The organism is Xanthomonas sp. NCPPB 1067 (assembly GCF_020783795.1).
Classification (GTDB): Bacteria; Pseudomonadota; Gammaproteobacteria; order Xanthomonadales; family Xanthomonadaceae; genus Xanthomonas; species Xanthomonas melonis.
In genome coordinates, this window is sequence record NZ_JAJGQG010000014.1 from 112,614 (window position 1) to 120,751 (window position 8,138).

The 8,138-nt window shown below is 68.4% G+C and carries 5 protein-coding genes; 4 read left to right on the forward strand and 1 reads right to left on the reverse strand.

All coding sequences use genetic code 11. From position 1 onward, the window contains the following. Positions 1–97: 97 nt before the first annotated feature. The 4 genes from LL962_RS12460 (at position 98) to bphP (ending at position 6,439) form a co-directional block, all read left to right on the forward strand. Entirely contained in the window at positions 98–2,260 is a 2,163-nt protein-coding gene (locus LL962_RS12460) for a lytic murein transglycosylase (protein ID WP_228317110.1), read from the forward strand. Positions 2,261–2,579: 319 nt separating this feature from the next. Next, positions 2,580–3,845 carry a TCR/Tet family MFS transporter gene (locus LL962_RS12465; RefSeq protein WP_104588233.1) on the forward strand — a complete coding sequence of 422 codons (1,266 nt, stop codon included), beginning with the start codon at positions 2,580–2,582 and terminating at the stop codon, positions 3,843–3,845. A 99-nt stretch (positions 3,846–3,944) separates the two neighbouring features. After that, complete coding sequence (locus tag LL962_RS12470; protein WP_228317111.1) at positions 3,945–4,538, forward strand: biliverdin-producing heme oxygenase; 594 nt, start codon at positions 3,945–3,947, stop codon at positions 4,536–4,538. Next, positions 4,535–6,439, forward strand: a complete 1,905-nt coding sequence (bphP, locus tag LL962_RS12475) for a bacteriophytochrome BphP (protein ID WP_167395391.1) — start codon at positions 4,535–4,537, stop codon at positions 6,437–6,439. Before LL962_RS12470 ends, bphP begins: the two co-directional genes overlap by 4 nt. A gap of 36 nt (positions 6,440–6,475) precedes the next feature. On the opposite strand, the gene LL962_RS12480 is transcribed toward bphP, so the two are convergent. Then, complete coding sequence (locus LL962_RS12480; RefSeq protein WP_228317112.1) at positions 6,476–7,657, reverse strand: benzoate/H(+) symporter BenE family transporter; 1,182 nt, start codon at positions 7,655–7,657, stop codon at positions 6,476–6,478. Between the last annotated feature and the right edge of the window lie 481 nt (positions 7,658–8,138).

Genomic DNA, 8,138 nt, shown 5'->3' on the forward strand with positions numbered 1-8,138 from the left:
GCCTGGACCTGGCCAGGTTGGCTATCCTCGCCGATCGACTTGCCGCGACAGGAGCGCCCTACCGCATGCCGTCCGTCCACCTTCCGGCCACCGGGCCATGATGCCGACACCGCGCGCGTTGCCGCTCGTGATCGCCCTGCTGCCGGCCATGGCCTGGGCCGATCCGGCATTCGACCGCTGCCTGGCCGGACTGCAGACCCAGGCCGCCGCCAAGGGCGTGGATGCCGCAAGTTTCCAGCGGTTCACCGCCGGCCTGGCGCCTGATCCCAGCGTGCTGCCGCTGCTGGACGCGCAACCGGAGTTCACCACGCCCATCTGGGACTATCTCGCCAGCCTGGTCGACAGCCAGCGGGTGAGCGATGGCCAGGCCATGCTGGTCACCCACCGCCAGCTGCTGACCCGCCTGTCCGAGCAGACCGGCGTGGACCCGGCCACCATCGTGGCGGTGTGGGGCGTGGAGAGCGATTACGGCCGCGTCACCGGCAAGCGTCCGCTGCTGGTGTCGCTGGCCACGCTGTCGTGCGCAGGCCGCCGCCAGCCGTTCTTCCGCGGTGAGTTCCTCGCCTTGCTCGGCCTGCTGCAGCAAGGCGATCTGTCCCCCGATGGCCTCACCGGTTCCTGGGCCGGTGCGTTCGGGCAGACCCAGTTCATGCCCTCGACCTACGCACGCATCGCGGTCGATGGCGACGGCGACGGCCGCCGCGATCTGGTCGCCAGCATCCCGGATGCGTTGGCCTCCACCGCCAACTACCTGGTCAAGGCGGGCTGGGAGCGCGCCCGCCCCTGGGGCACGGAGGTGCGGCTGCCGCCCGGTTTCGACGCGAGCAAGGCCGGGCGCACCCGCCGGCAACCCGTGCAAGCCTGGCAGGCCGCCGGGCTGCTCGGCACCGACGGCAGGCCGCTGGCCCTGACCGGACTGCCGGCCGAGACGCCCGCCGCGCTGCTGCTGCCAGCCGGCGCCAGCGGTCCGGCGTTCCTGGTGTTCCGCAACTACGACGCGATCTACGCCTACAACGCCGCCGAAAGTTACGCCCTGTCCATCGCCCTGCTCGCCGATCGCCTGCGTGGCGGCCCCGGCCTGGGTGCGGCCTGGCCCACCGACGACCCCGGCCTGGGCCGGCCCGAACGGCGCGAACTGCAGCAATTGCTGCTTGCTCGCGGCCACCAGATCGGCGAGGCCGACGGCATGGTCGGCAGCGCCACCCGTCGCGCCATCCAGGTCGAACAGACCCGCCTGGCTCTACAGCCGGCCGACGGCCGTCCCGGCCAGCGCATCCTCACTGCCCTGCGCGCTGCCCCGCCGCTCACCGGCATGGCGGCCGTGCGCGGCACCGCGTTCAAACTGCCGGCCGCCTATCCCGCCTTCGTCCACTCTCCCATCGTCCACAAGGCATCCCCCATGTCCGACACCACCGGCCTGAGCACAGGCGACTTCCACGGTTTCCCGTCGCTGCTGATCGACACGCCGTTCTCCACCGCCGCCATCAGTCTGTTCGGTGGCCAGCTGCTCTCCTTCGTGCCCAAGGGCGGGCAGGACGTGATGTGGCTGTCACCGCTCGCCAAGCAGCGACCCACCCCGATCCGCGGCGGCGCCCCGGTGTGCTGGCCGTACTTCGGCCGCCAGGATCAGACCGGCGAGGTTCCCGCGCATGGCTTCGTGCGCACCGTACCGTGGCAACTGACCGAAAGCCGCCGCGAAGACGACGGTACCGTGGTGCTGACGCTGACCCCGCCCAGCTTCGACGACCTGGCCCTGCGGCTGCGCATGACCTTGCGTATCGGTCGCACCCTCGAACAGCGCCTGATCACCGAGAACACCAGCCCCGCGCCGGTACGCTTCACCCAGGCGCTGCACAACTACTTCCGTGTCGGCGATGCGCTGAAGGTCAGCGTGCAGGGTCTGGACGGCCTGGACTACCTGGACAAGTACGAGAACTACGCCACCGCGCATCGCCAGCAAGGCGACTGGAGTCTGCGCGACCCGCGCGATCCCGGTCGCAGCGACCGCATCTACGTCGACGCCGGCGGCCGCTACACGCTCACCGACCCGGTACTCGGCCGTCGCATCGTCATCGCCACCGAAGGCAGCCGCTCGCTGGTGGCCTGGAATCCGGGCGAAGAGGCCGGCAAGCAGATGGCCGATGTGGGCGAGGGCTGGCGCGATTACGTCTGCCTGGAAGCGGCCAACGCCGGTCCGGACGTGATCGACCTGGCCCCCGGCGCCACCCACACCCTGGGTCAGACCATCAGCGTCGAGTGACCGGCTATCCGGCAGTCTGACCCGTCTCCCGCCGACAGGCAGACCCACCGACAGGCAGGTGCGCCCCTCTCCCACCCGCGGGAGCAGGCGTCCGATGCCTCCTTCTCACGCCCGCGGGAGCAGGTGTCCGATACCTCCTTCTCCCGCCCGCGGGAGCAGGCGTCCGATACCTCCTTCTCCCACCCGCGGGAGCAGGTGTCCAATACCTCCTTCTCCCGCCTGCGGGAGAAGGTGCCCGAAGGGCGGATGAGGGCCCGCACCCAGGCAGCCGTATTCGATCCGCAGCTACACTGCCGGCTTCATTCACCCGGGCCGCGCGATGTCCCTCCCAGCCGATTCCGCTTCTGCCCCGGGTCGCCGCCGTGCCGCGTTGATCTTCATCTTCATCACCGTACTGATCGACGTGCTGTCCTTCGGCGTGATCATCCCGGTGCTGCCGGATCTGGTACGCCACTTCACCGGTGGCGACTACGCAGTGGCTGCGGGCTGGATCGGCTGGTTCGGCTTTCTGTTCGCCGCCATCCAGTTCGTCTGCTCGCCGCTGCAGGGCGCGCTCTCGGACCGTTTCGGCCGCCGCCCGGTGATCCTGCTGTCGTGCCTGGGGCTGGGTCTGGATTTCATCCTGATGGCTATCGCCCACAGCCTGCCGATGCTGCTGCTGGCGCGGGTGATCTCCGGCATCTGCTCGGCCAGTTTCTCCACCGCCAACGCCTACATCGCCGACGTGACGCCGGCCGACAAGCGCGCCGGCGCCTTCGGCATGCTCGGTGCCGCGTTCGGTATCGGATTCGTCGCCGGCCCGCTGATCGGCGGCTGGTTGGGCGGCATCGGCCTGCGCTGGCCGTTCTGGTTCGCTGCCGGGCTGTCCCTGCTGAATGTCCTGTACGGCTTCTTCGTGCTGCCCGAATCGCTCCCCGCCGACCGCCGCAGCGTGCGGCTGGACTGGTCGCATGCCAACCCCCTGGGCGCGCTCAGATTGCTGCGCCGGTATCCACAGGTATTCGGCCTGGCCTCGGTGGTGTTCCTGGCCAATCTGGCGCATTACGTCTACCCCAGCATTTTCGTGCTGTTCGCCGGTTATCAGTATCAGTGGGGACCGCGCGAAGTGAGCTGGGTACTGGCCGGGGTGGGCGTGTGCAGCATCATCGTCAACGCCTTGCTGGTCGGCCGGCTGGTCCGCTGGCTGGGCGAACGCCATGCCCTGCTGCTGGGCCTGGGCTGCGGTGTGGTCGGCTTTGTCATCTATGGATGTGCCGACAGCGGTGGCATGTTCCTGATCGGGGTGCCGATCAGCGCGTTGTGGGCGATCGCCGCGCCTGCGGCGCAGGCGCTGATCACCCGTGAGGTTGGCGCCGATGCGCAAGGCCGCGTGCAGGGCGCGCTGACCAGCCTGATCAGCCTGGCCGGGATTGCCGGGCCCCTGCTGTTCGCCAATGTGTTCGCCTGGTTCATCGGTCAGCGGGCGCCTGTGCATCTGCCCGGTGCGCCCTGGCTGCTGGCCGGCATGCTGCTGGCTGCCGGGTGGGCAATGGCATGGGCGCGGGCAGGGCGCGCCAGTGGGCTGGTCCATGACGGGCGTGAGTGATGGCAACGCATTCATTCAGTGCTTGCGTCCGCTTTTTCCGATTTGCCTCCGCCTGCTAGGCTGGTGCCTTCCGTGCCCCGGCACCGTCTCGACTTCCCAATGCGTTCCGACACCCTGGCCGCCCCATCATCGGCCGCGCGCGCGTTGCGCCATGCCACCCAGGACACGCATCGCCTGGTCGAAGCGGTGCCGCTGATGCAGGCGCTCGGGCAGGGGCAGATCGATCGCGATGGCTATGCCACGGTTCTGCGCCGCCACCATGCCTTGCTGGCCGGGTTCGAAGACCGCATGGGCGATTGGTTGAGCACCCTGGTCGGCAGCGGCTGGCATTACCGCCGCCGGGTGCCGGCGCTGCGCGCGGATCTGCGCATGCTCGCGCAGGTGCCGGACGCGCCGCTTCCGCCCCCAGCCGGCAGCGACGAAGCCGCGCGCTGGGGCATGCTGTATGTGATCGAAGGATCGCAGCTGGGCGGCCGGGTGATCGCGCGCAGCCTGCGCCGTCATCGGCCTGCACTGGCCGATGCCTTGCAGTACTTCGAACTGGCCGACGAAGACCCGGCCGGCTGGCGCCGTTTCCAGGCCGTGCTCGATCACTGCCTGGACTCCCCGCGCGCGCGCGATGCCGCCATCGCCGGCGCGCAGGCCATGTTCGCTCACTTCCACACCTGCCTTGCAGCGGAGCCGCACGCGTGACCCAGACCATCGAACCCCTGGATATGGATGTATGCGCGCGTGAGCCGATCCACATCCCCGGGCTGATCCAGCCCTACGGCGTGTTGCTGGTGATCGAACCGGCCGATGGGCGCATCGTGCAGGCCAGCCGCACCGCCGCCGACCTGCTCGGCGTGCCGATGGATGCGCTGCTTGGCATGTCCTACACCCAGGTCCTGGAGATACCCGACGCGCAGCCATTTGCCGTGGACGAGCAGGCGCAGCACCTGCTGCACGTCGAGGCACGCTTTCCTGCGCGCGCCACGCCGCCCGACCACGCCTGGGTGGCCGCCTGGCATCTGTATCCGGAGCAATGGCTGCTCGAAATCGAGCCGCGCGATGCGCGCCTGATGGATGTCACCCTGCGCGAAGCGTTGCCCCTGCTACGCAGCATCGAGCGCGATCCCGGCATCGCCGAAGCCGCTGTGCGCGCCGCCAAGGGCTTGCGCAGCATGATCGGCTTCGACCGGGTGATGGTGTACCGCTTCGACGAGGAGTGGAACGGCGACGTCATCGCCGAAGCCCGTCAGCCCGAGCTGGAAGCCTACCTGGGCCTGCATTATCCGGCCACCGACATCCCGGCGCAGGCGCGCGCGCTGTACCTGCGCAATCGCGTCCGCCAGATCGCCGATGTCGGCTATCGCGCATCCCCGATCGAACCCACCCTGCATCCGCGTCTGGGCACGCCGGTGGACCTGAGCGATGTCAGCCTGCGCAGCGTCTCGCCAGTGCATCTGGAATACCTGGCCAACATGGGGGTCAGCGCCACGCTGGTCTCCTCGATCGTCGTCAACGACGCGTTGTGGGGGCTGATCTCCTGCCATCACTACAGCCCGCATTTCACCAGCCATGCCATGCGCGACGCCACCGACGCGGTCACCCGCTCGCTGGCCGGACGTATTGGCGCGTTGCAGGCGGTGGCACGCGCGCGCCTGGAATCGGTGCTGCTCACCATCCGTGAAAAGCTGATCACCGATTTCAACGATGCCGAGCACATGACCGTCGAGATGCTGGCTGACATGGCGCCGGATCTGATGGATGTGGTCGATGCCGACGGCGTGGCGATCTTCCACGGCAGCGACATCAGCCGCCACGGCAGTGCCCCGGACGTCGATGCGCTGCGCCGCATCCGCGATCACATCGAATCCAAGCATCACGATGCCCTGCGCGAGGATGCGGTGGGCGCCCTGCATGTGGATGTGATCGGCGATGTGTTCCCTGAGCTCGCCGACCTGGCGCCGCTGGCCGCAGGCTTCATCTTCGTGCCGCTGATGCCGCAATCGCGCAGCGCCCTGCTGTGGACCCGCCGCGAGCAGGTGCAGCAGATCAAGTGGGCCGGCAACCCGCAGCTGGCCAAGCTGCCGGACATCCCCAACTCGCGGTTGTCGCCGCGCAAGAGCTTCGACCTGTGGCAGCAGACCGTGCGCGGCCGCGCGCGTCCCTGGTCGCCGCTGCACCTGGAGTCGGCGCGCAGCCTGCGGGTGTTGATCGAACTGATGGAGCGCAAGCGCTTCCAGCAGGACTTCACCCTGCTCGAAGCCTCGTTGTCGCGTCTGCGCGACGGTGTGGCCATCATCGAACGCGGCGTTCAGAGCGATGTGCACCGGCTGATGTTCGTCAACCCGGCGTTCGCCGAACTGAGCCAGACCGAGGTCGCCGAGCTGATCGGCTGCGACATCCTCGCGCTCCTGGCCGACGATGCCGCCAGGGCCAGGGTCGAACTGCTCGAGGAGGCGTTGCGGCTGGGGCGCGCCGCCTACGTCACCTTGCCACTGCGCACCCACGACGGACCGCCGGTGTATCGGCAGTTCCACCTCGAACCGCTGCCCAGTCCCAGTGGCGTCACCGCGCACTGGCTGCTGCAATTGCGCGACCCCGAGTGACCGGCGGCAGCTGTCTGCCGCCGCGGGTCAGCAGCCCTACTGCGGCCTACGCTGCCTGAGCGCCAGCAAGGTGAGCGTGCCGGCGATCAGGCCCCAGAATGCTGCGCCGATCCCGCCCAGGGTCAGCCCCGACGCAGTGACCAGAAAAGTGATCAACGCCGCTTCGCGTTCGCCGTCCTCGCGCAGCGCCGCCGCCAGGCTGTTGCCGATCGTGCCCAGCAGTGCGATCCCGGCAATGGCCATCACCAGTTCGCGCGGAAACGCCGCCAACACAGCCGCCACCGTCGCCCCGAACAGGCCGATCACCACATAGAACGCGCCCGCGCTCACGGCGGCGACATAGCGCCGCGCCGGATCCTCATGCGCCTCGCGGCCCATGCAGATCGCCGCAGTGATCGCGGCCAGGTTCAATGCATAACCGCCGAACGGCGCCAGCAGCGTATTGGCGACCCCGATCCAGCCGATCGTCGGCGACATCGGCACCGTGTAGCCGCAGGCACGGATCACTGCCACGCCGGGCACGTTCTGCGACGCCATGGTGACCACGAACAATGGCAGCGCCAGCCCGAACAGCGCCTGCCACGACAGCGCCGGCGTCACCCACACCGGACGCGCCAGTTCCAGCTGCAGCGTTTCCCAGTGCATCAGCCCACGGCTCGCAGCGATCGCAACGCCCACCAGCAAGGTGGCAATGACCGCATAGCGTGCAAACCATCGGCGTCCCGCCAGATAGGTCGCCAGCATCGCCAATGCCAGCAGCACCTGGCTCTGCATGGCCACGAACAGGTCCAGCCCGAAGCGCAGCAGCACACCGGCCAGCATGCCCGACGCCAGCGAGATCGGAATCCTGCGGATCGCCCGTTCGAACAGACCGCTGAAACCGGCCAGCATGCCCAGCACCGCCGCCACCACGAACGCGCCGATCGCCTCGGGCAACGGCACCCCGGCCGCACTGCCGATCAGCATCGCCGCGCCGGGCGTGGACCACGCCGTCACCACCGGTACCCGATAGCGCAGCGACAGCCCGATACAGGTCACGCCCATACCGATTCCGAGCGCCCACATCCATGAGGCGATCTGCGCCCGATCCGCGCCAAGATGCCTGGCCGCCTCGAACACGATGACGGCAGAGCTGGCAAAACCGACCAGCACGGTGACGAACCCCGCGGCAATCGCAGACAGGGACAGATCGCGCAACAGGCTGCGGGATGACGGCATCGAATGACTCCCTCTTCGGCCCCGCATTCTCGCCGAGCCGTTCTGCAGGCGGTACTGCTGCAGCGGCCCTGTTGCGTGACGTCACGAGGTTCGCAACGACACGCCTGCGCACCGGCACTTTCTCAAGCGTCCGTGGGGCAGTCCTGCTTACGGGTATGTCGCAGCAGATGCACTTTTGCGCGGGGACGGCTGCGCGGAACGCACAAGACTCCGCGCAGCGGACATGGACACATCTGCTGTGCACGACGCAACGTGATCAGCGCGCATCATTGCTGCGATGTCATGACGATGTAAAAAATGCTTGCACTTCTGCGCAGGCTCGATAAACTGCGCGGCCTCGCTCAGGACGGCGGCGCTTTTCGAAGCATCGCAACAACGAACGAGGGGTTTCGAAGACATCACAAGGTGTTGACGAAACGCAAAAGCCGGCTATGATGGGCGGCTCGCAACACGGAAAGACGCTACGGCGGATTGAGGTGAT

What these genes read in the sequence shown, in the direction of transcription:
- LL962_RS12480 (WP_228317112.1), bottom strand. Translation starts at nt 7,657, where the DNA reads ATGCCGTCATCCCGCAGCCTGTTGCGCGATCTGTCCCTGTCTGCGATT.
- LL962_RS12460 (WP_228317110.1), top strand. Translation starts at nt 98, where the DNA reads ATGATGCCGACACCGCGCGCGTTGCCGCTCGTGATCGCCCTGCTGCCG.
- LL962_RS12470 (WP_228317111.1), top strand. Translation starts at nt 3,945, where the DNA reads ATGCGTTCCGACACCCTGGCCGCCCCATCATCGGCCGCGCGCGCGTTG.
- LL962_RS12465 (WP_104588233.1), top strand. Translation starts at nt 2,580, where the DNA reads ATGTCCCTCCCAGCCGATTCCGCTTCTGCCCCGGGTCGCCGCCGTGCC.